This window comes from Vibrio campbellii CAIM 519 = NBRC 15631 = ATCC 25920 (genome assembly GCF_002163755.1).
GTDB lineage: Bacteria > Pseudomonadota > Gammaproteobacteria > Enterobacterales > Vibrionaceae > Vibrio > Vibrio campbellii.
In genome coordinates, this window is sequence record NZ_CP015863.1 from 1,576,805 (window position 1) to 1,596,812 (window position 20,008).

General features: G+C 44.0%; 17 protein-coding genes, 2 tRNA genes and 2 pseudogenes. 16 read left to right on the plus strand and 5 right to left on the minus strand.

Annotation, left to right across the window (positions count from 1 at the left end):
* The first annotated feature begins 82 nt into the window (after positions 1-82).
* From A8140_RS07410 to A8140_RS07430, 5 genes are read left to right on the plus strand one after another with little or no spacing between them, the layout of a single operon-like run.
* Positions 83-946 carry a polyprenyl synthetase family protein gene (locus A8140_RS07410; RefSeq protein ID WP_005528244.1) on the plus strand — a complete coding sequence of 288 codons (864 nt, stop codon included), beginning with the start codon at positions 83-85 and terminating at the stop codon, positions 944-946.
* Positions 936-2,549 carry a phytoene desaturase family protein gene (gene crtI / locus A8140_RS07415; protein ID WP_005528245.1) on the plus strand — a complete coding sequence of 538 codons (1,614 nt, stop codon included), beginning with the start codon at positions 936-938 and terminating at the stop codon, positions 2,547-2,549. The genes A8140_RS07410 and crtI overlap by 11 nt, the downstream gene beginning before the upstream one ends.
* Positions 2,530-3,450 (plus strand): phytoene/squalene synthase family protein, encoded by a 921-nt coding sequence (locus tag A8140_RS07420; RefSeq protein WP_005528247.1) that lies wholly within the window; start codon positions 2,530-2,532, stop codon positions 3,448-3,450. The genes crtI and A8140_RS07420 overlap by 20 nt, the downstream gene beginning before the upstream one ends.
* Entirely contained in the window at positions 3,431-4,588 is a 1,158-nt protein-coding gene (locus tag A8140_RS07425; protein ID WP_005528249.1) for a lycopene cyclase family protein, read from the plus strand. The genes A8140_RS07420 and A8140_RS07425 overlap by 20 nt, the downstream gene beginning before the upstream one ends.
* A complete protein-coding gene (locus A8140_RS07430; RefSeq protein WP_005528252.1) occupies positions 4,585-5,454 on the plus strand; it encodes a Brp/Blh family beta-carotene 15,15'-dioxygenase in 870 nt (289 codons plus the stop codon). The genes A8140_RS07425 and A8140_RS07430 overlap by 4 nt, the downstream gene beginning before the upstream one ends.
* A gap of 113 nt (positions 5,455-5,567) precedes the next feature.
* Here the strand turns inward: A8140_RS07430 and A8140_RS07435 are convergent, their stop codons facing one another.
* The gene (locus tag A8140_RS07435) at positions 5,568-5,996 is read right to left on the minus strand and encodes a hypothetical protein (RefSeq protein WP_005528254.1); all 429 of its coding nucleotides are present in this window, start codon (positions 5,994-5,996) and stop codon (positions 5,568-5,570) included.
* 247 nt (positions 5,997-6,243) lie between these two features.
* Here A8140_RS07435 and A8140_RS07440 point away from each other — a divergent pair, with 247 nt between their 5' ends.
* Together A8140_RS07440 and A8140_RS07445 are read left to right on the plus strand one after the other, a co-directional pair.
* The gene (locus tag A8140_RS07440; protein WP_005528256.1) at positions 6,244-6,933 is read left to right on the plus strand and encodes a polysaccharide deacetylase family protein; all 690 of its coding nucleotides are present in this window, start codon (positions 6,244-6,246) and stop codon (positions 6,931-6,933) included.
* Positions 6,934-6,989: 56 nt separating this feature from the next.
* The gene (locus A8140_RS07445; protein ID WP_005528258.1) at positions 6,990-8,858 is read left to right on the plus strand and encodes an HAD-IIIC family phosphatase; all 1,869 of its coding nucleotides are present in this window, start codon (positions 6,990-6,992) and stop codon (positions 8,856-8,858) included.
* A 222-nt stretch (positions 8,859-9,080) separates the two neighbouring features.
* On the opposite strand, the gene A8140_RS07450 is transcribed toward A8140_RS07445, so the two are convergent.
* Both A8140_RS07450 and A8140_RS07455 read right to left on the minus strand, forming a co-directional pair.
* Complete coding sequence (locus tag A8140_RS07450) at positions 9,081-10,187, minus strand: M20/M25/M40 family metallo-hydrolase (protein ID WP_005528260.1); 1,107 nt, start codon at positions 10,185-10,187, stop codon at positions 9,081-9,083.
* Positions 10,188-10,857: 670 nt separating this feature from the next.
* The gene (locus A8140_RS07455) at positions 10,858-11,322 is read right to left on the minus strand and encodes a TetR family transcriptional regulator (protein WP_005528262.1); all 465 of its coding nucleotides are present in this window, start codon (positions 11,320-11,322) and stop codon (positions 10,858-10,860) included.
* Between the two features lie 388 nt (positions 11,323-11,710).
* On the opposite strand from A8140_RS07455, the gene hppD reads away from it, so the two are divergent.
* The 5 genes from hppD (at position 11,711) to A8140_RS07480 (ending at position 16,504) form a co-directional block, all read left to right on the plus strand.
* Positions 11,711-12,784, plus strand: coding sequence for a 4-hydroxyphenylpyruvate dioxygenase (gene hppD, locus A8140_RS07460; RefSeq protein ID WP_005528264.1), 1,074 nt, complete (start codon positions 11,711-11,713; stop codon positions 12,782-12,784).
* Positions 12,777-13,907, plus strand: coding sequence for a homogentisate 1,2-dioxygenase (locus tag A8140_RS07465; protein ID WP_005528266.1), 1,131 nt, complete (start codon positions 12,777-12,779; stop codon positions 13,905-13,907). The genes hppD and A8140_RS07465 overlap by 8 nt, the downstream gene beginning before the upstream one ends.
* Before the next feature lie 9 nt (positions 13,908-13,916).
* Positions 13,917-14,954 (plus strand): fumarylacetoacetate hydrolase family protein, encoded by a 1,038-nt coding sequence (locus tag A8140_RS07470; RefSeq protein ID WP_005528269.1) that lies wholly within the window; start codon positions 13,917-13,919, stop codon positions 14,952-14,954.
* A gap of 20 nt (positions 14,955-14,974) precedes the next feature.
* Positions 14,975-15,643: a maleylacetoacetate isomerase gene (gene maiA, locus A8140_RS07475; RefSeq protein WP_005528271.1), complete on the plus strand. Its 669-nt coding sequence runs from the start codon at positions 14,975-14,977 to the stop codon at positions 15,641-15,643.
* Between the two features lie 198 nt (positions 15,644-15,841).
* Entirely contained in the window at positions 15,842-16,504 is a 663-nt protein-coding gene (locus tag A8140_RS07480; protein WP_005528273.1) for a DUF2726 domain-containing protein, read from the plus strand.
* Between the two features lie 104 nt (positions 16,505-16,608).
* Here the strand turns inward: A8140_RS07480 and A8140_RS07485 are convergent, their stop codons facing one another.
* Positions 16,609-17,541: an alpha/beta hydrolase gene (locus tag A8140_RS07485; protein ID WP_005528276.1), complete on the minus strand. Its 933-nt coding sequence runs from the start codon at positions 17,539-17,541 to the stop codon at positions 16,609-16,611.
* A 170-nt stretch (positions 17,542-17,711) separates the two neighbouring features.
* Here A8140_RS07485 and A8140_RS07490 point away from each other — a divergent pair, with 170 nt between their 5' ends.
* The 3 genes from A8140_RS07490 (at position 17,712) to A8140_RS07500 (ending at position 18,419) form a co-directional block, all read left to right on the plus strand.
* On the plus strand, positions 17,712-18,050 hold the full coding sequence (locus tag A8140_RS07490; RefSeq protein WP_005528279.1) for a hypothetical protein: 339 nt from the start codon (positions 17,712-17,714) through the stop codon (positions 18,048-18,050).
* Between the two features lie 179 nt (positions 18,051-18,229).
* Positions 18,230-18,306 (plus strand) — tRNA-Val (locus tag A8140_RS07495).
* Between the two features lie 36 nt (positions 18,307-18,342).
* Positions 18,343-18,419: transfer RNA gene (locus A8140_RS07500), tRNA-Val, on the plus strand.
* Positions 18,420-18,743: 324 nt separating this feature from the next.
* Here A8140_RS07500 and A8140_RS07505 read toward each other — a convergent pair.
* Positions 18,744-19,324, minus strand: a pseudogene (locus tag A8140_RS07505) (IS110 family transposase); the annotation flags it as partial.
* 35 nt (positions 19,325-19,359) lie between these two features.
* Here A8140_RS07505 and A8140_RS07510 point away from each other — a divergent pair.
* A pseudogene (locus tag A8140_RS07510) lies at positions 19,360-19,707 on the plus strand (LysE family translocator); the annotation flags it as partial.
* Positions 19,708-20,008: the final 301 nt, after the last annotated feature.

Here is a 20,008-nt window from a genome sequence, read left to right on the forward strand (position 1 = left end):
GAGATTGATACCCATACGATCGGGGAGCTTTGCTCCCTGGTCCTCACCTGCAATTACTCTAACGACTAGAAGGGTGTTGACAATGAACAGTTCTTCTCGAAGTAAAGCCAGTCAAAAAAGGGATACCTACCAAGATTGCGAGGAGTTCCTTTTGTCCGCCGTATCTGGCAACCAACCCGCTTATTATCATTTAATGACAGGTGGAAGTCGTATTAGAATGCGCGTCTGCCTAGATATGTCATTGTGTCTGGGAGTCAATGACGAAGACGCCATGAGATTAGCCTCCGCCGTTGAGTTGTTGCACAACGCTTCGCTCATACACGATGACATACAAGATGGTGATTCTTTGAGGCGTGGCCAGAGTGCTGTTTGGGTTAAATTCGGGACCAATGTGGCCATATGTACCGGAGATTATCTGATAGCGAGAGCATTCGGTATTCTGGCCAATATTTCTTCCCCGAACGTTTTGCCGCAGCTCCTCGAGGCTACACAAAATGCCGTTTCGGTCACGGTAGAAGGGCAAAATGCCGACCTGACGGCGAAAGAACACATAAGCCCCCAAAACTACGAATCCATTGCTGAAAAGAAGGCAGGTCCGCTACTCGCTCTGTCGCTTGAATTACCATTAATCAGCAGTGGCAGGTTGAATGAAATTCCAACAGCTAGGCATGCGGCATCCAGTCTGGCAATCGCATATCAAATATTAGATGACATCAAAGACAGTGTTGAAGATGCTACACGAGGTCGTCCAAACCTTTTGAATTTAAATCTGTTAGACAGAAAGCCAGAAGATGCCATCAAGCTCACTCAAGATCGGGCTGTTTATTTAATCAAAAGCTGTGAACGTGATTTGTTATTGATGCCGACTGTGCACAGTGAGAGCCTACAAGGCGTGATACGAAAACTACTTTTCTTGGCACAGGGGAAGCAATGTGGTGGCTCATAATCATTCCGAAGTCTCAGGTAGAGCGATAGTCATTGGTGCAGGTTTTGGCGGTATTGCATCTGCGCTCAGACTTTGCGCTAAAGGTTACAGTGTAACTCTGGTGGACAAAGGGGATCAACTGGGCGGGCGTGCCAGGGTGTTCGAACGCAACGGTTTCATTTTTGATGCAGGTCCAACCGTCATCACGGCACCTTTTTTAATTGATGAACTGTTTGCCCTGTTCGGTAAAAAGACTAGCCAGTATGTTTCGATTGTACCAGTGACACCTTGGTACCGCTTTTATTTCCACGATAATACGACATTCGATTATGGGGGCACTCTTGAAGCCACGTTGGAAGAGATAAAAAAAATCTCTCCGAATGATGCAATTGGTTACCAAAATCTTTTGGCTACCTCCGAATCTATTTTCGACATTGGCTTTACACAGCTCTCGGATGAGCCTTTTGACAATCCACTATCAATGATTAGGCAAGTACCTAACCTGATTCGTTTGGGGTGTTACAAAACAGTGTGGCAATTGGTTTCTGAGCATTTAGAGCACGAGAAATTAAGACAAGCATTTTCTATACAGCCCTTGCTTGTTGGCGGAAACCCCTTCGATACGACAAGTATTTATAACCTCATTCACTTCCTAGAATTAAAATGGGGAGTGCACTTTGCCATCGGTGGGATGGGTGCATTAGTGAACGGCCTGAAAAAACTCATGCTCGAAAACGGTATAGATATTCAATTAAATACTGAAGTGAAAAGTGTTGTTTCTAAAAATGGAAAAGTGTCCGGGATCGAGATATCTAATGGCGATCTCATGGCCTGCGACGTGTTAGTGTCCAATGCTGACCCAGCCTTTTTATACCGAAGGATGATTGCTAAGAAGGACCAAACCCTGTCGGCCAGACTCAAGTCACGCCATGCCAAGTTCTCGATGGGGCTTTTTGTGCTGTATTTCGGGACGACACAAAAGTACGAGGACGTCGCTCACCACACTATATGGTTGGGGAAGCGTTATGAAAGCTTACTCAATGACATTTTTCACGATAAAGTTCTAGCTGATGATTTTTCTCTTTATGTCCATAGACCAACCGCGACAGACCCCAATATGGCTCCAGAGGGATGCGATAGTTTCTACGTGCTTGCTCCAGTACCTAACCTAGAGTCCAATGTTGATTGGGATACGGTAAAAAATAAGTATAGCGATAAGATCGTAAATGCACTCAGTGAAACTCTATTGCCAGGTTTGAGCGATTGTATTGTTGAACAATTTTGTATGACACCTAGTGACTTTCAGTGCGATTACAACAGCATAAATGGAGCGGGATTTTCCATAGCGCCCACTCTCACACAATCGGCTTACTTTAGATTTCATAACCGAGGAGAAGGGCTAAAAAATCTGTTTGTCGTTGGTGCGGGCAGCCATCCAGGAGCCGGTCTCCCTGGTGTTCTTTGTTCCGCAAAAGTGTTAGATAAAATTGTCCCTGAAGTTACGGGAAACCATGCTAGGGGGCGTTCGAGCGGCACCCTTTTGACAAATAGTGACACTGCGAAACCGCGTATGAATTTGTCTAGTCGTTTGTCTGGAGATAACCATGGAAAATACGGCTCTTAAGTGTTTGTCGAATCATGGCAAAACGTGGAGATTTGCTAGTTTTTTGCTCAGTAAACAACAGGTGGAGCAAGCCGCAAGGCTGTACTACTTTTGCCGTTGTATTGATGATATTGCCGACGGTACAGCTGATAAACAGCTGGCTTTCGAAAGTTTAGAGGAAGTACAGCGACAGCTTTCGTTGGGAAAGTCTGATGAGCCGTTTGTCGACGATTTCCTCCAGCTTTCATCTCAACTCGATATTCCTGTTATGCACGCTTTTACTTTGGTGAGAGGCGTGCAAAGTGATATTGACTCGGTGCTGATCCAAAGTGAATGCGAATTGATCCAATATGCTTACCGAGTTGCTGGCGTGGTAGGGTTAATGATGTGCCCGATTTTAAAAGCGGATAATAAAGGGATGCCTTACGCCATTGATCTGGGGATAGCATTACAACTCACAAACATTGCCAGAGACGTCCTTGAAGATGCTGAAATGGGGCGTCGGTATTTACCTTATCAGTGGTGTCCGATTGCACCTGAAGACATTGCCTCGGATGAGCGGGACTCTGTGAGATCCACAGTAAGTGCTGCGATAGTGAGACTGTTGACGCTTGCAGACCAATACTACAGTAGTGCTCGTCAAGGGTATCAATTCCTTCCACCACCAAGTCGTCGTGCAATCATTGTTGCAGAGTCTGTTTACCGGCAAATTGGAGTCAAACTTAGAAAAAGGGGCTTGCAGTACTGGAAAGGCCGAACAGTAGTAACGCCGTTTTCCAAAGTTGCCGTTGCTATGTCCGCTCTATCAACCAGTGCTCTCGAAGCGACTGAAGGACATGATACTTGCCTTCACCAGCCTTTGGTTGTTTTAAGCGAATACAAAAAGTTTAGGAGCGAATTTGATGGTAACACTCAAAGCTGACGTTGTTATGCTTGGTATCGGGTTATCAACATGCTCACTTGCAATGGCGCTCCTAAAAAAAGGATATCGTGGTCACATTGTGATGCTAGAAAAGGAAAGAGACGTCGATAACAACAAGACATGGTGTTTTTGGGAGGGTGAATACATCCCAATGTACCTTCGTCCTATCGTTAGCAAAACTTGGGCTTCTTGGAAAATCGCTGACACGATACATGCTGTAACAACCGGTGACCAGGGATACTCTTGCATCAAGGCCGTTGACTTTTTTTCTCATTGTCTTGAAACATTTAAGGCCGCTAGTAACGTAACTTTGGTGTTCGGAGCCGATGTCACAAATACAGGGCATAACGATCGATGCGTGACGGCTTGTTATGACGGATATTTAGTTGAGGCCACAATTGGTTTTGATAGCCGCCATCACATGCCTTCTGAAAGTATGTCCGATGGTATGCTTCAATGTTTTTCAGGGGCTTGGGTAAGCAGCTCTAGCCCGTTATTTTCTGATAATGTTGCTGATTTGATGGTTGATATGAAAACGATAGAGCAGGGCATAGAGTTTATTTATGTCCTGCCTTTTGATGTGAATAATGCATTGATCGAAGTAACGCAGTTTTCCTCTCAATTACCGTTTAAAACGTGCTTGGAGGAAAAGGTTCTATCAAGCGTCGGTAACATGGGATTGATTACAGAAGACATTGTCTCGTGGGAGCATGGTGTGCTTCCGATGGCAACTGAGAATATTGCGCTTTCTACTTCACAGCATGACAAACCTCCTGGTAACTCAGGTTGGCAATCCATTGGGATCCGCGGTCACAACATACGAGCGGCAACAGGCTACGCCTTCATTTCAATACAACGTGCTAGTGAACACTTTGCCCAACAAATAATAAAAGGTGGTGCAGTCACACCTTTCAAATCACCAAGGCGATACCACTGGCTTGATAAAGTTTTTTTGAAAGTACTGCGTAACCGACCGGATATGGCTGTAGAGATATTTAGCCGTATGGCGAGAGGTACTTCGCCCGAGCAATTTTCAAGGTTTATGACAGAGCGTGCCACGGTTGCCGATATTGTCAGTGTCATAAATTCTATGCCTAAGCGCGTGTTTTTGAGTGCCGCTATCGGAATGATGAGATGATATCTTACGAAAAACCATCTGCTACTCAATTGGGAGCGGTTTATTCAGGTGCTGCCATCTTATCTGGGCTTTTTTCCGAATTTACGTTTAGTGACCTCACCCCCCTCATTGCGATTCTGGTATTTGGCTTGCCCCATGGTGCGTTAGATATCATCATGTTGAACAAGCTAACGGTAGAGAAGCGTTCTTCGCAAGTAACTTTGGCGACGGCATGTATTGCCTATTTTTTGGTAGTAGTGTGCTGCCTGTTCACTTGGTTGTGGCTTCCAACTTTTTGCCTTTGTTTGTTTCTGGCGTTAGCTGCCTACCACTTCGGTTGCGACTGGACGAACATAGCACCAAAGAGATGGCGACTGGTGGGAATTATCGTTTTAGCAATGCCTGCGTTATTCCAACCTAACTCCGTTGCCATGTATTTCAGTGCACTTGGCGTTCCTCACGATGCGACTCGCAATATTGTCTTAACGATGTCAATTTTGGGGCTGCTGAGTTTAACTGCTTTACTCATCGATTTCCGCCAAATATCTTTAGAACTTATAACATGGTTGGTTGTTTTGAGTTTAACGAGTTATGCACTACCAGTTTTGTACTATTTTTGCGTTTACTTTTGTGGGTTGCACGGGCCACTCCATACTCTTGATATCAAGAGGAGACACAGGCTATCTTGGTATTTTTTAGTCAAGGTATCTGCAATTCCTATGGTTGGCGCAGCTATCATCGCTGTGTGCTTTTTTTTCTTCTTGCCAAACGATTTTGATGGTAACAAGTGGTTACCCACAGTGTTTGTCGTTTTGTTCGCGTTAACAGTGCCACACCTGATACTGACGATTGTCCATGATCATCGAGAGAAAAGTGCCTCTGATTAATCGGTGCGTAGTACTGATTGTATGCATCTTAGTCGGTTGGTTATTGCACGAGATACATCAAATTTGATGTTAAACGACGATGATAGATGGCTTGCGTAGTTTGGGACATTACCTTAAATGACAATACCTGCGAGCTCAAAACGCGCCATTAATGGCTTAGCCTCTTGCTGATACCAGTTTGCCGGCATGTTGGGTTTAAGCTGGGCTTTTTCTTGTTTACTGATCACAACATAGCGCAAAAATGTGTCGAGTGTGCTCGTCATCATTTCAAAGCTCATGTCGCCATCTTTGCTGATGGTTTTTAATAGTCCAACGACCGTATCTTCCGGTATCAATGGTTCGATAACCGCATGTTTGCGCGCGGTAATCGTCTTAGAACAGGGTATTAAAGCACGGGCAGTTTCCCAACACACTTTATTGGTTTGGCTCACGAGGTCGTGTTTGTAGCAGTAATAGCTAAACAAAAAGCGTGACAGGTTCTGCCAGCGCCCAGCTTGGACTTCTAACCAAAGGTGTTGCAGCTCGATATCAGCGTCAGTCATGGGAATGAATCATAAGTGGGGAAAGAGAGAGGTAGTGTAACTTGGTTTGAGGGCAACACCAAAGTGTCTAAATTTTTTTATTGAATCAAGAGTGACAATTAAAAAAAGTCAACACAAAGATGTTACTGGGAACCATCATTTTAATCATAGCTTTTTGGTGTTTTTTACTAGTGTTTATGCCTGTTTGACTTTCAACTTTCAGCACCTATAACTTATATAGATGAAACGTTTCGCAAAAGGAAAAAACGTGTCTAAGATCAAAGCCATGTTGAAAACGTTTGTGCCGTCTTTTATAGCTGAGTATAAAACCAAACAGGATGGAGTTTTACTCACTTTTGATGACGGCCCACACCCAGTTATTACTCCAAAAATTTTGAACTTCCTCGACCAGCACTGTTTAAAAGCTGTTTTTTTCATCGTTGGCAGAGAAGCTGAAAAATACCCAGAGCTTGTTGAAAGAATTGTCCGTGAAGGGCATTGTATAGGCAATCATTCATTTTGTCATAAGACCCCCAAAAAGCTTGGATATCAGCACTACTCTAGGGATCTGCTAAGATGCCAGCGTATTTTAAATAAATACAGTGAAGGAGAGCCAACGTTGTTTAGGCCACCGGAAGGCCGCCTAACTTTCGCCTCGTGGCTAGCTATTAAATGCCATGGAATGCGAGCTATTTTATGGTCTGTCGAATCGGGAGAGTGGGGGCACTTTTCACATCAAACTGCCGATGAAATGTATGAAAGGCTTTTAAAAGACATAAAACATCATGATGTAATACTCATGCATGATAACAATGAAAAAGTCGTTACATTAGTACAACGCTTACTGCCGGCTCTTTTAGCAAAAGGCATTAACTTTGTCGAACCGAAATCCATTTACCCATATACACCTGACCTCTCCAACAAAAAAGGCTCTATCAACTCTTCCGATAACGATTAAATCTTTCTGTCACATCTTTTTGGGAGTTCTCATATTTAAAGGTAAAGGCGGTGCTTATGTATCAATTTGAGGTTCTTGGCGACGGTGACTTAAACTCAATTATCTCTATTCCCGAGGAAGTATTGCAAGAGTTTAGTAAAGGAGAAGCCTTTATAAATAACTGTGTCAGGTATTCGGTGCTGCAATGGGAAGAACACTGCACAGAGTGTGCCATGCCCGCTTGTTATCAGACATGCGACCTTTATCGAGCTCGAAGAGATGGTCACTGTCGGCGATTTGTTAATGGTATGGTTCCTATTCACTTACCTGAACTCAACTCCCCCTTGGTGCAGGTCGATTTTAAACGGTGGGGAGCCATGATGTCATCAGGCTGTGTTGGTGTTCTCAATAGGGATGATGCCGAAAAAATTCAAGCAAAGGCCTCGAAGGCTGAGTGGATAGCTCGCCGTGGTACATTAACAGATCAAATATCGTTCAGAGGAAGGAAGGGAATAATAGCACGTCTCGCAACACGCTATAAAAAATCGATCGTCGAAAAATCTCAACCAATTGAACTAGCAGATGCGTTTTGTATGCAGGTGTACAGTGAGATACCAGTAGATTTGAGTCTTGTTATTCGAGCCAAGCAAGGCAACGAGAAGCGGCCTCCTTATCAAAAGCGTATTGTCCTATCTGCAGGCTATCATCAAGTACTTATACCTTTTGACGAAATAGCCCCCTATATCGACTACCCTAACCTACACTTTATCAATATTACGCCGAACCGAACGGATGACAGCGACTCTGATCCAATTACTTTTGTGTTTGGCTTTGTTGGCTTTATTCAGCAAGGCTACCATTTGAAGAATGCAGGAAATGAATCTCAAGGGAGAGATAAAAGCGTCAAAGTAATGGTATGGGATTTAGACAATACCCTGTGGGATGGAATTTTGGTTGAAGATGGTGAGGAAGGGATCAATCTCAAGGAGGGAATCAGAAATGTAATTGAAACACTGGATAAAAGAGGCATTGTGAATTCCATAGCGAGTAAAAATGATCACCAAAAGGCGTGGAGAAAACTAGAATCATTGGGCCTCAGTCACTATTTTGTATTTCCACAAATAAATTGGGATCCCAAAAGCCAAAACATACGTCGTATTTCAGAAGATTTTAATGTTGGTCTTGATTCGATTGCTTTCATTGATGACTCTCCATTTGAAAGGAGCGAGGTAAAGCGCTCGCTGAAGAGTGTTCGTGTTTTTGAACATGACCAGTATATGTCACTGCTAAACATGAGGGACTTCAACCCAAGCGTTTCTTCAGAGTCGAGCAGTCGGAGGGACTTTTATATCAGTCAACACAAACGCTCATCCACATTGACGGACTTCAATGGTTCATACTTCGAGTTTATTAAGGAATCTGAAATCAATTTATCAATCGGTCGAGCCGATATTAATAATATTGACCGTGTACATGAGCTTATACAGCGCACAAACCAGATGAACTTTTCAGCGACACGCTATGATAGAGAAAGGCTCATGAATTTATTACAAGACGACTTGATGTTACCTCTATACCTTATGGCTAGAGATAAATTTGGTGATTATGGGACAGTGGGCTTTTGCTTAATAGATATCACTAAACACACAGTGACAGACCTAATGTTTAGTTGCCGAGTACAATCTAAGCGTGTCGAGCATGCTTTTATTTACTATTTGCTTGATCTGTGTCGTCAAGCTGCTTGGCACTCTCTTAAAGTTGAATATCTACCCACGGAGAGGAACCGACAAACTGCCAAAGTTTTCCAAGATCTTTCTTTCAAAAAAGTAGATGGGGCTGACAGAATAACTATTTGGGAAAAAGAGACGACAAAACCTATTGAAGGTGAGGGGTTAATCGAAATTAGCAGCAACGGAATATCCTTGGCCCCGATAAACAAGTCTTAAGCACAGGGAGGTTGCATCCGAGCAATCATTGAAAAAAGTAATAATCACTTTAGTAAATAAATTTTTGATCAGACTCCCGTTTTATCAATGTGTAATAAAGGTATTGCTGAAAATAGGTGAGTCAATCAACGTACATAAAAACCCCTTTCGTGCAGGTGGCAAGAAAGGGACCAGCTTATTTTTCGAAACTAAGTAAGAATCGCAACTATTTCAGAGTCTTAGTTATTTTATTAAGAAATGCTTAACGAACTCAGTAATTTTCACCATGTCGTCAACGGCAATGAATTCTTCAGTGGTGTGTACTTTTGCCATACCAGTAGAAAGGTTTACCGTTGTTAGACCTTTCTTGTTGAAGTTGTTTGCGTCGCTACCGCCACCAGTGCCTTTTGTGAATGCATCGATGCCCATGTCAGCAAATGCCGCTTTGATTGCTGAGACGTGAGAGTTGTCTTCTTCGATAACAAATGCGTCGTACGCGCGGCTTGATTCGATTTCAACTTCTGCGCCGTGTTTTTCACATACCGACTCGAAGGTAGAGATCATGTGGTTCACTTGCGCTTCTAGCTTCTCACCGTTTAGAGAGCGTGCTTCAGCAACGATCTTCAGTTCTGGCATTACGATGTTTGTCGCTTGACCGCCGTTTACCATACCGATGTTTGCTGTGGTTTCTTCGTCGATACGAAGTAGCTTCATCTGGTTGATTGCATCTGCCGCTACCATGATTGCACTGATGCCTTCTTCAGGTGCTAGACCTGCGTGTGCTGGGCGGCCTTTGATTGTCGCAACGATTTTTTGCTGACCAGGTGCCGCTGTCACGATGGTGCCGACAGGACCGCCTGTATCCAGTACGATCGCTTCTTTAGACGTTACGTGCGCCATGTCGAAGTACTCAGAGCCGAACAGACCGCCTTCTTCATGTACAGTGAAAGCAAGCTCTAACGTTTTGTGCTTTAGGTTTTCAGCTTGGATGCAGCGAACCGCTTCCATGATTGCTGCGATGCCAGACTTGTCATCACCGCCAAGGATCGTATTGCCTTTAGAGCGAATGATGCCATCTTCGATGATTGGCTCAATGCCGATACCAGGCGTTACTGTATCCATGTGGCAGCTCATTAGGATAGAGCCTTCTTTCTTACCTTCTAGACGAGCGTACACGTTAAAGCCATTAGAAATGTGTTCTGGTACAGGTAGTTTGTGAACCGTAAAGCCTAGTTCGCCCAGTTGCTCAGCTAGAGTTTCTGCAATTTTTTTTTCATTCATAGATTCGCTGTCGATGCGAACCAGTTGGCAGAAATGTTCAACTAGACGTTCTTGATTAATTTGTGTCATTTGGATGTCTCTTTCTTTCTTGGTCGAGACCGCAGCGGTATAGAGTGCGAGCCCGAAAGGGAACAGAACACCTCTTATTACACAGCTAATCCAAGTGAAAGCTGTCTTGAATCAAAAAACGCCTCTGCCTGACATTATTCTGACCTGCTAATTACCGGATCTGATGCGGTGGTCACGAAAGTACACAATGAATGTAGAAATATGCGAAAGCGAGTTAAAAGCGAGTTTACTTAGTCAATCAATGTTTAGACCTACTAAGCCTTCAAATCGCCGCCGCGTCTACAAACCAAGTCATTCTCGCTGAACCAAGCATCTCGAGGTTACTTGGGTATAGTATGAGCTTTTGACGAATTTAATGAGAGATGGAAAGTCTATGATTCAACAGAATTGATGCTGCATTTATGTACAGAGTCGAGCTATTTTTGTAGCTGATGAAAAGTTACCAATATATCTGTCGAGTCGATTTTAATTTGTTCGTCACTTATTGAAGCAATATCATGCGTGTGGGTTAATACAATCTCTGTTTATTCATGTCCTTTCGCTCTGCTTTTCTGGATAGACCTAACTCTTAAAAGGGTTCGGTCGCTTGAATCTTATTGCTTTCATTCTCTGTTTTGTGAGCCCAGATCAAAAAGTTTGTATGTGCACTGTTACTTGGAGAGAGTGATTGTTATTGAGCTTTATGAAGAGTGAGCAGAGTTAATCCTATCAACCATTCGATAACGTGTTTACAGTCTTTATTTAACTTGTAGGAAGCAACAGCCTCTACCTGACTTTGGAAGTCACAGAGATAAGGTGTGTGATGTTCACAAACTGTCATCAAGAATGCCAAACGCCAAATCGCCATAAACTCAGCATCATCAAAATGATGTTTCCAACTGGCGATAAACGCAGCTTCATTGTCAGAAAGGTCGAGTTTATCCATCATCATCTTAAGTAGTCTACCTTGCAGGGCACGCGGGATGTCGGCTTTCTTTGCAAAGTGGTGGCTTATCCCCGTTCTCGATATACCTGTTTGTTCACTCAACGTTGTGTAAGACATTTTCTCGTAACCAAGCGTGATCAACTGCTCTGTTGCCACATCGAGAATGATGTTGATGGTGATCTGGGTATCTTCGTGAGTTCGGCGTGCCATAACTATTGCCAGTATTGTGATTAAAAAATGATACTAACACTTATCGTCAGTCATTCCATATAAATATCCTTATCTTGACGTTGTTTGAATGATAAATGCGCGTTACTGCCCACAAAAATCACCGCGGTAACAAACTGTTTACATCATGGATCGGCGTGTAAATTGGTATTGGATATGATAATGCATTGATATAACTTGCTTTACTTATGATTTTGGTAAACGTTTGCGTTAATTGAATGTGCTGTAACATAAATTTTACAATCGAAGTTTAAAACTGCGCAAAGCCAGATTTCCACTCATGTATTCCAATTTTTCTCCTCCTGCGCCAAGTTAGAAATATCGAACGAGAACGTATGTTCAAACACAACAATGACATAAGGAGAAAGTCATGGTGGACACCTACAACCCATTAGGCACGGATGGATTCGAATTTGTGGAATACACAGCGGCGGACAGTGAAGGTATTGAACAACTGAAAGCGCTGTTTGTATCGTTGGGTTTTGCAGAGATCGCAAAACACCGTTCTAAAGAGGCTTGGCTGTACCGACAAGGTGACATCAGCTTTATCGTTAACGCCCAGCCGCACAGTCAGGCAGAAGGCTTTGCTAAAGTTCACGGTCCTTCAGTTTGTGGCATGGCATTTCGTGTGAAAGACGCCAACGTCGCACTCAAGCAAGCACTGGATAACGGTGGCGAGGAGTACAAAACGGAAATCGGCCCTATGGAGCTGAGCATCCCGGCAATTTACGGCATTGGTGAGAGCCTTCTGTACTTCGTTGACCGTTACGGCAAACAAAGCATTTATGATGTCGACTTTCGTTTCTACGATGATGCAGAAGAGCGCTTAGCGAAAGCAGACGTTGGTATGTACGAAATCGACCATCTGACCCACAACGTGAAGCAAGGCAACATGGACGTGTGGTCAGGATTCTACGAGCGCATTGGTAACTTCCGCGAGATTCGCTACTTCGACATTGAAGGCAAGCTAACTGGGCTTGTTAGCCGCGCAATGACCGCCCCTTGTGGCAAGATCCGCATTCCAATCAATGAGTCCTCTGATGACAAATCGCAGATTGAAGAGTTTATCCGTGAATACAACGGAGAAGGTATTCAGCACATCGCGATGACAACCGATGATATCTACCAAACCGTTCAAACACTGCGTGATCGCGGCATGGACTTTATGCCAACGCCAGACACGTACTACGAGAAAGTCGACGAACGCGTAAAAGGACACGGGGAAGAGGTCAGCAAACTGCGTGATCTGCAAGTCCTGATTGATGGCGCGCCAACCAAAGACGGTATCTTACTGCAAATCTTCACTCAGACCGTTATTGGTCCGGTGTTCTTTGAAATCATTCAACGCAAAGGCAACGAGGGTTTTGGTGAAGGCAACTTCAAAGCTCTGTTTGAATCGATTGAAGAAGACCAAATCCGTCGAGGGGTACTAAACGATGCATAAATGGATCACATTCCCTCATCGGGAGGGAGTGTGCTCCAAACAAGCACATGCTGATTTCCCGGAAGAGGCAATTTACGAACGTGAAGCAGGTCGAAGTGGCTTCTTCGGCCCTGCGGCACACTTTCATCATCAACACGCACCGACAGGTTGGTTGGATTGGGAAGGCGATTTACGCCCGCGCGCGTTTGATTTCAACCTAGTCGAACCGGCGAGTCAGATTTCGCCTTGGGCAGTGCCGCATCTTCTACACAACGCCAACTGTAAGATCCGTGTATGGCGTATGGACGAAAAGATGGATTTCTTGGTGCGTAACGCCGATGGCGATGAGCTGCTATTCATCCATCACGGTACAGCAGATCTTTATTGCGACTATGGTCATCTCAAAGTGAGCGAAGGTGATTACGTGATGATCCCACGCTCGACCAGTTGGCGATTAGAACCAAGTGAGCCAATGTTTGTTCTGATGATTGAAAACACTGATGCTGCTTATTCTTTGCCAGAAAAAGGCATGGTGGGTAATCATGCTGTCTTCGACCCAGCGGTTTTGGAAACGCCTTCCATTAACGATGAGTTCCGTGCGCAATACTCAGAAGATCAAACTCAAGTTCATGTGAAGCGCCATGACAAAGTCAGCGTGATTACTTACCCATTCAACCCGCTTGATGCGATTGGTTGGCACGGTGATTTGGCCGTGGTGAAAGTGAACTGGCGTGATATTCGTCCTTTGATGTCGCATCGCTATCACTTACCACCTTCTGCCCACACTACATTTGTTGGTGCTGGATTTGTGGTGTGTACGTTTGTGCCACGTCCAATCGAGAGCGACCCTGGCGCACTGAAGGTGCCGTTCTATCATAACAATGACGATTATGACGAAGTCTTGTTCTACCACGCAGGGGATTTCTTCAGCCGTGACAACATAGAAGCAGGCATGGTGACTTTCCATCCAGCAGGCTTTACTCACGGCCCTCATCCAAAAGCGTTCAAAGCGGGTCAGGAATATAAGAAGAAGTTTACTGATGAAGTGGCAGTGATGATTGATACGCGTCACGCACTCGAGTTCTCTGACGAGCTCGATAAGGTTGAAAACAAAGAATACGTCTATAGCTGGCAAGAGAAGTAAGGGGCAAGGATGAAATTAGCAACCAAGAAAAATGGCACTCGCGATGGTCTATTGATGATCGTGAGCAAAGACCTGACACAATGTGTTCCGGCAACTGAAATTTTCCACGCGATGCATCTCGCGCCAACCATGCAAGTGGCATTGGATAACTGGGACAAAGTCGCTCCACAACTGGAAGAGCTTTATAACGCGCTAAACAATGGTTCGGTTTCAGGAAGTGAAGCGTTCGAATCCCACTATCTAGCATCACCATTGCCTCGCGCCTATCAATGGGCGGATGGCAGTGCTTACGTCAATCACGTCGAACTAGTGCGTAAAGCGCGTGGTGCGGAAATGCCAGAAAGCTTCTGGACCGATCCTTTGATGTATCAAGGTGGTTCTGACGCATTTATTGGTCCTTGCGACAACATCGAATTTGCCAGCGACGAGTGGGGCATTGACTTCGAAGGTGAAATTGCCGTGATCACCGGTGACGTGCCGATGGGGGCAAGCATTGCAGAAGCACAAGATTCAATTCGTCTTATCATGCTCGTAAACGATGTATCGTTGCGTGGTTTGATTCCGGCGGAGCTGGCGAAAGGCTTTGGTTTCTTCCAATCAAAACCGTCTTCAGCGTTTTCTCCTGTTGCAGTAACGCCAGATGAGCTGGGTGAAGCATGGTATGAGAACAAAGTGCATCTGCCGCTTGTTTCAACCTATAACAACGCGCCATTCGGTTGCCCGAATGCAGGCATAGATATGACGTTTGATTTCGCTGACTTGATTGTCCATGCCAGCAAAACACGTCCACTTTCTGCAGGTGCAATCATTGGTTCTGGTACAGTATCGAACAAACAGGGTACGGAGCACGGAACCTCTATCGAAGAGGGTGGCGTGGGCTATTCGTGTATCGCAGAAGTGCGCATGATTGAAACCATTCGTGATGGCAAACCGTCGACGAGCTTTATGTCGTTTGGTGACTCTATCAAGCTTGAGATGTTTAACGCAGATGGCAACTCGATCTTTGGTGCGATTGATCAGCAAGTCAGCCAATACCTAAAACACTGAGAGTGAGGGGCAAGGGAAGTATGAGCGATAACATCACCCTCTATGGCTATTGGCGTTCTTCGGCGGCTTATCGAGTTCGCATTTGTTTGAACTTAAAAGAGCTGAAGTACAAGTCCAAATCGGTTCATTTGGTACGTAATGGCGGCGAGCAGCACAGCGCGGAATACCATGAGTTAAATGCCTCTGAGCTTGTGCCAGTGCTGGTGGATGGTGATATCCAACTCAACCAATCTCTTGCCATCATTCAGTACCTTGATGATCAGTATCCACAAGTTCGAGTGATTCCAGAACCATCGCCACTTCGTTACCAAGCTTTGGCTATGACTCAGGATATCGCGATGGAGATCCACCCACTCAATAATTTGCGCGTATTGCAGTACCTAGAAGGGCAGCTGTCGTGTGACCAAGAGACGAAAGTCGAGTGGATTCATCATTGGGTAAATCAAGGCTTTATGGCATTAGAAGAGAAGCTAAATCAGCATCGACAACAACATGGAAACTGTATCTCCAGTGTGACTGACTCTCCCTCTATTGTTGATATTTGCTTAGTGCCTCAAGTGTACAACGCATTACGTTTTGGGGTGGATATGACACCTTATCCGGTTATTAGCTCGATTGTAGAAGCGTGTAATCAATTGCCCGCGTTTATTGATGCCATGCCTGAGAACCAACCCGACGCGAACAGCTAGCATTCTCTCTACATCTTAATGATTAACAAACGGGCTCTTGATGGAGTCCGTTTTTGTTCTTTCTGGTTCACGCAAAAATCGTGTCCAAAACGCAGGCGACTGTTATTATCAACCCCGCAAAATTTATCGGTTTTGTTGCTCTGCTTAGGATTTACATTTAGGCTTTGAACAACTAGTTGTTTTGGGCGCACTTTATCTATGACCAACATCTTTATCATTGTTGTTCTTCTTGTTGTTTTCTTCTTTATCATTCAAAAGTACGTGATCAAAAACGATGATACGCGAGACTTCCCATACCGTTCGAAAGGTCCTTTATTAAAAGGGCAGGAAGGCGCGTTTTTTAATGCGTTAAGAGCGGCGGTTGGTGATCATGCCGTGGTGTTTGCCAAAGTAAACATGGCAACGTTGATCGCGCCAAAAGAGATTAAGAACAAAAAGCAGTTCTTTATTGCCAGTAACCGCATTTCACGCAGCTACTTCGATTACGTTATCTGTGATCCTAGAACGCTTGAACCTCGCGTGATTATTGAGCTTGATAACGGTCAGCAGTTACACAAAGGCAAAGTCGAGCGCCAAAAGCTGCTCATGCATGTGTGTAAATCGGCAAATCTGCCTTTGATTGGTGCATCGGTAAAACACAGCTATCAAGTGGGTCGTTTACGTCGTCTATTGGCGGCACACATTGATCTGATTGAACCAGACAAAGAAATTCGTTTTTGTAAAAAGTGCAGTAGCCCGATGATCATCAAAACTGCAAGCCAAGGTGAGTTTAAAGGTCGACGCTTCTTTACTTGTAGCCGGCAGCCAAACTGTACTTACACAGAAAACTACAATGTAGTGTTTGATACAGAAGACGAATAAACATTTCGTTCCCAGATAATGAAATAGAGAAAGGCTTCAACTGGATTAGTTGAAGCCTTTTTTGTGTTGCTCTACGCCTCATTGATAGTGAGAAGTAAACCGAATTAAGCGGTTGGAGCTCTGAGAGTTTTGATTTGTTTTGAAATTGAGGCGATACAGCGCTTTGCAGACTCACTGACTCCGGAGAGTTGAAAGAAACCATGGATAACGCCTGAGTAGCGTTCACAATTTACTTCTGCGCCATGAGCAAGCATTAATTCGCGCAATGTTTCGCCCTCATCACGTAAGGGATCAAATTCTGCTGTGATAATTGTCGTAGGAGGTAATCCTCGATAATCTGCGCTCATAAGGTTAAGGTCCGGCTCAGAAAGCACTTTAGGATCGTTGTTGGTATACAAATCAAAACCAGACAGAAGCATGTTTGCGGTAATGATGTAGTCAGAGCCGTTTTCTTTGTAGCTCTGAGAGCTGCCTTTCGGATCCAACATTGGGTAAATCAGGATTTGTTGTTCTGGTAACCAAGTGGTCAATTTTTTAAGCCTTAACGTCGTCGCTAAAGCCAACTGGCCTCCGGCACTATCGCCCACAAATACCACTCGTTCTGGATTCCCGCCGTATTTGTGTCCATGCTCTTTAATACCAAGTACGGCGTGGTATACGTCATCGTGCGCGACAGGATACGTGTATTCTGGTGCGAGTCGATACTTTATACAGATGACGATCGAGTTGGATTGAACGGCAATCTGTCTCAACTGAGCGTCATGCGTTTCAAAGCCACCACTGATGAAGCAACCCCCATGAAAATAAATCGTGAGCGGTAAGTTATCTTCATTAGTTGGCTTATACACTTTGATTTGAATGCCATTCACTACATCCAAGAATTCTCTCTCTGGTTTAGGGCTTTCACCCGCTAATACGGTGCTATTGAGATAACCAGTTCGTCGATTAGCAATAGTTTGTTTTGAAGGGCAAGGCTTACCATTGGATTGGAATTCTTCTACTAACTCTCGAATGCCAGGCTCAAGATTTTGGATCATTTTTTAACTCTTAACGAAAAAATCAACGAATCATAGAATAATTAAAAGACATGTATATACATACAGTTTAAATGTGTGATGAAGATTAAAAATAGCATTTCGCAACACTTATCAGCATCCGTCCTAGTAGCTCCTATACTTTGATAAAGAAAGAAGAATAGGGAAGCGTTATGCGATATGGATGGATTCTTTCAGCGCTGCTACTCACGTTCAGCAGCCATGCTCAGCAGTCACTAAAACCACTAGAATGCCAATTAACAGATACACCTCAAGACCATTTCTTGTTTTATCGTGAGCAGATGGTTTACCACAGTGAGCAGTTTGCGATTTTCCAAAACTTCAAAGGGCGGGTAAGTACCCAAGTGGATCTCAAAACGGGCAAACTGATTCGAACGACGTTTATTGGTGAACCATTTGAGCCTAAATACCAAATTCTGTTTGGAGATTGCCCAAACGTATCGCAAGTTTTGCAAATTTGGATGCTCAGTGATGTGCCTTACGACAATTAACCCCAAACACGAAAGTTAACTAGATCACACTTTTACAGCGGGTAATACAAAGCTTTGGCGATAAAATCGTCCAAAATTGGATGTTGAGTTTACATTTTCGCCAAACGAATCAAAGTTAGTGAATTTGTGCTTGCACCCCTCATGGGATATAGCTAATATCCAACTCGTTCTTAAGGAATGGGTCCGTAGCTCAGTTGGTTAGAGTACTACCTTGACATGGTAGGGGTCGGCGATTCGAGTTCGCCCGGACCCACCACTCCTTAACGCATAGAAATGCAAAGAAAAAAAAATTGGATCCGTAGCTCAGTTGGTTAGAGTACCGCCTTGACATGGCGGGGGTCGGCGATTCGAGTTCGCCCGGATCCACCAAATTTAACTAGAAAGCCAAGCATTTAGCTTGGCTTTCTTGCATCTGGCGTTTAGCAAATTGGCATATATTACGACGGTATTTCCAGTCTTAATCTATCCAACAGCTAAGGTTCAAGTTTGGCTAAGTATTCCAAATTATGCACTAGACAACGGGTGAATCTTATATTGTTGGTCACAGATGGTCACAATTGTGACCATCTGTGACCAAAATATTCCTCTGAATGTGTAAATCTACCTGTTATTTTTTGTGGCCAAAATTCTAATGTGGGTCACTATGTCTAAACTTATAGCCGGATTAGATACAATAGACTATGGCGTCAATAGTTAATTTTTGACGCTATCTTTATCCCATATTGTGCTGTCTCTTATCATTGAATAGAGTGTCACAACCATCTTTCTCATGCAGGCAACTATCGCTACTTTTTTAGGTTTTCTTGCCGCAAGTAATCGTTCATAAGTAGCCTTAAATACAGGGTTGCACTGGATAGCCGACATCATCGCCATGTACATGACAGTTCTAACTTGAGGTCGACCTCTTTTTATCATCCGTTTGCCTTTGAAGCGTCAACTTTCTCTTGTTATAGGTGCGATGCCAATGAGAGAAGAGGCTTGCTTGTTAGTGATAAAACCGAGGTCGGGTAGATGGCTAATTAGGGAGGTGGCTAAGACTTTTCCAACGCCAGGCATGCTTTGAAGGATTGTGCTCTTAGCTTGATACTCAGGACTGCTCTCAATCAGTTTTGCTATCTTTGCCTCTACTTTTTCAAGCTGATTTTTTAGAGCGGTTAGAATCGAGTAATAGTCGATGAGATGTTCTTGGGTAATATTTGTAGTCGGTTTCTTTCCATGGTTTGCATGGTGAGTAGTTGGTTCCGCCTCGTGACTAAGTCACTCATAAGGCGTATGTTTTCGCTTTATACCTGCGTGTTATGCGCTCAACATGACTCCTGGTCCAAACGATCTATTGTCCATGAACAATGCTCGTTGTTACGGCTTCAAGTCAGCTTTTATTGCGGGTCTTGGTCGTATTGTTGCGTTCGCTGTAATGATTGCCTTAGCTGCTTCTGGTTTAGCAGTCGTGCTCTATGCTTTTGAGGCTGTATTTCTAACGATTAAAATTGTGGGTACGGCTTACTTGTTGTGGATTGCCTTTAATCTTTGGCGCTCGGGAGCAAGTCCTGTTTCTGAACTCGAAAATACTCGCAACCGATGAGGTTTAGCCAAACAAGAATTCTTACTAGCGGCCGGTAATCCAAAAGCTATCTTAATCTTTACCGCCTTGCCGCCGTCACTTGAGATCAAAGAATGGTTAGCTTTGATGCCACATCAGCATATATCCACAACAGCGTCGTTTGCTTCGGAAGTTAATGTACCAGTATAGTTAATGGAGTAACCCACAAGCGTGACGTTGGTTATTTCCGCGCTGTAAACTGTCTCTCCCGGCGGCAGTAGAAAAGAGAGAACCATTTTTGTTAACTCAACATATATACTTTTACCTGATTAATAAGCAGGTTAATAGGTATGCCTATATGCATTTTCCTCGTTGTTTAGGGCCTTTGTAAAAATGCTATCTGTCGAGTTAACAACAA

Bases quoted from the DNA above. Each gene is read 5' to 3' on its own strand.
- A8140_RS07455 (WP_005528262.1), bottom strand. From the start codon at position 11,322: ATGGCACGCCGAACTCACGAAGATACCCAGATCACCATCAACATCATT.
- A8140_RS07485 (WP_005528276.1), bottom strand. From the start codon at position 17,541: ATGATCCAAAATCTTGAGCCTGGCATTCGAGAGTTAGTAGAAGAATTC.
- A8140_RS07420 (WP_005528247.1), top strand. From the start codon at position 2,530: ATGGAAAATACGGCTCTTAAGTGTTTGTCGAATCATGGCAAAACGTGG.
- A8140_RS07465 (WP_005528266.1), top strand. From the start codon at position 12,777: ATGCATAAATGGATCACATTCCCTCATCGGGAGGGAGTGTGCTCCAAA.
- A8140_RS07480 (WP_005528273.1), top strand. From the start codon at position 15,842: ATGACCAACATCTTTATCATTGTTGTTCTTCTTGTTGTTTTCTTCTTT.
- A8140_RS07445 (WP_005528258.1), top strand. From the start codon at position 6,990: ATGTATCAATTTGAGGTTCTTGGCGACGGTGACTTAAACTCAATTATC.
- maiA (WP_005528271.1), top strand. From the start codon at position 14,975: ATGAGCGATAACATCACCCTCTATGGCTATTGGCGTTCTTCGGCGGCT.
- A8140_RS07425 (WP_005528249.1), top strand. From the start codon at position 3,431: ATGGTAACACTCAAAGCTGACGTTGTTATGCTTGGTATCGGGTTATCA.
- A8140_RS07410 (WP_005528244.1), top strand. From the start codon at position 83: ATGAACAGTTCTTCTCGAAGTAAAGCCAGTCAAAAAAGGGATACCTAC.
- A8140_RS07430 (WP_005528252.1), top strand. From the start codon at position 4,585: ATGATATCTTACGAAAAACCATCTGCTACTCAATTGGGAGCGGTTTAT.
- A8140_RS07450 (WP_005528260.1), bottom strand. From the start codon at position 10,187: ATGACACAAATTAATCAAGAACGTCTAGTTGAACATTTCTGCCAACTG.
- A8140_RS07470 (WP_005528269.1), top strand. From the start codon at position 13,917: ATGAAATTAGCAACCAAGAAAAATGGCACTCGCGATGGTCTATTGATG.
- A8140_RS07435 (WP_005528254.1), bottom strand. From the start codon at position 5,996: ATGACTGACGCTGATATCGAGCTGCAACACCTTTGGTTAGAAGTCCAA.
- A8140_RS07490 (WP_005528279.1), top strand. From the start codon at position 17,712: ATGCGATATGGATGGATTCTTTCAGCGCTGCTACTCACGTTCAGCAGC.
- hppD (WP_005528264.1), top strand. From the start codon at position 11,711: ATGGTGGACACCTACAACCCATTAGGCACGGATGGATTCGAATTTGTG.